Below are 1,770 nucleotides of genomic sequence, written 5' to 3' on the forward strand. Positions count from 1 at the left end.
AAATATGCCGTAGAAGTGTTTCGTTTTCTGCAGAAACTCTATAGTAACGATTATTTTTCAAGAGAAAATACAGCTGCTTCCAGCGACCCTTTTGTGATACAAACCATTGCCACTAAATGGACTGGTCCCTGGGAAATTTCTTACCTTAATAATATACCAAACAGGAATTTTGAATTTGATTATTTTCCGCCCATCGTGCCCGATGATCATACCGGTCCGGTGTTTACGTATGCAGATCCAAAAAATATTGTGCTGTTTAACAGCACGGCTAATCCACAGGCTGCCTGGGATTTTGTAAAGACATTGGTAAATAAAAAAGGTGATTTACAATTGCTGGAAATAACCGGGCAACTGCCCCGTAGAAAAATGCTTGATACAGATATTTTTTATGCAGACTATTTTAAAAGAAACCCGATGATGATGCCCTTTGCAAAAGAAATTCCTTTTGTTAAAGGCGTGGATAATTGCGAAGTAATTGTAGAAGTGCTGGATATTATTTCGCAGGAATATGAGGCCTGTGTTATCTATGGAAAAAAATCGCCTGAAAGCGCCATAGAAGCTGCTGCTGCTACAGTCAATGTATTATTAGGAAAAGAAACCAAATAGCATTTTAAATCTTTAAATTTTTTCAGTTGAATACTTTCATCCCAAATAAATTGTATAGTTTTTTAAATACAGACAACAGTTCTGGTGAAACAGTGAATCAATTATTCCCCGGCCAAAAAGTTGCTGCTAATTTGGAGAAGGGAAGTGGAGAGAGTTTATCAATCGGAATTATTGGTGCAGGAAATTTTGCGGCTTTTGCGGCAGCTGTTTTTTTAACCATTAAAGGTGTAAAAATTATTGCTGTAGCGGATGTAAATGAAATGGCTGGTAATAAACTTGCAGACGAATTAAAGGCAAGATATCATCCTGTTTACATGGATTTGTTGGCAGACGATACTATCGACCTGCTGTACATCGCAACACCGCCGTTCCTGCATTTTGAAATATCAAAAAATGCATTGCTCGCCGGTAAGCATGTAATTTGTGAAAAACCAGCAGCCCTTAAAACAGCAGAGGTAAAAATATTACAAGCGTTGGCAAATCAGTTTCAATTATTGTATGTGGTCAACCTGATGCAGCGATACAATCCTTTGTACACAATGGTACAAAAAATTATACAGCAGAAAATGATGGGAAATTTTTTACATGGTTTTTTTGAGAATTATGCCAGTGATGAAAATCTGCATGAACAACATTGGTTTTGGGACGAAACAAAAAGTGGTGGCATATTCATTGAGCATGGCGTTCATTTTTTTGATATGTTTTCCGGGTGGCTGGGTAATGGCAAAGTGATTAATGCTGTGGAGCAAAAGCGCAAAAGTAATAACAGTATTATTTATGACAGGGTGCAGGCCACCGTATTATATGAGGCAGGCACCGTAAATTTTTATCATGGATTCGATCAGCCCAAAATATTAGACCGGCAAGAAATGCGGTTGCTTTTTGAAAGGGGTGAAATCACGTTGTACGAGTGGGTACCCGTCAGCATGAAGTTGCATGGGCTGTTTACAAATGAACAACTAAAGGCATTGCAGGATTTAATCGGGCCATGTACCATTGTAAAACATCCTGCAGAAACTTCCGGTAAAAAAGTTATGGGAAGGTTTACAGAAATAATTTTTGATCAGCAGGTAACCATCCAATGGGGTAGCAATTCAGAAAAACAACATCGTTATCAACAGTTGCTAAAAGATATGTTGCAGGATCAATGGAGCTGGATAAAAG

General features: G+C 38.1%; 2 protein-coding genes. Both read left to right on the forward strand.

The window, feature by feature from the left end; translation table 11 throughout:
• Positions 1 to 606 (forward strand): extracellular solute-binding protein (locus tag H7254_RS04765; protein ID WP_301931901.1); only part of this gene is annotated, 606 nt, incomplete at its 5' end.
• Between the two features lie 26 nt (positions 607 to 632).
• Positions 633 to 1,770 (forward strand): Gfo/Idh/MocA family protein (locus H7254_RS04770; protein ID WP_301931902.1); only part of this gene is annotated, 1,138 nt, incomplete at its 3' end.

This window comes from Ferruginibacter sp. (assembly GCF_014377975.1).
Classification (GTDB): domain Bacteria; phylum Bacteroidota; class Bacteroidia; order Chitinophagales; family Chitinophagaceae; genus Ferruginibacter.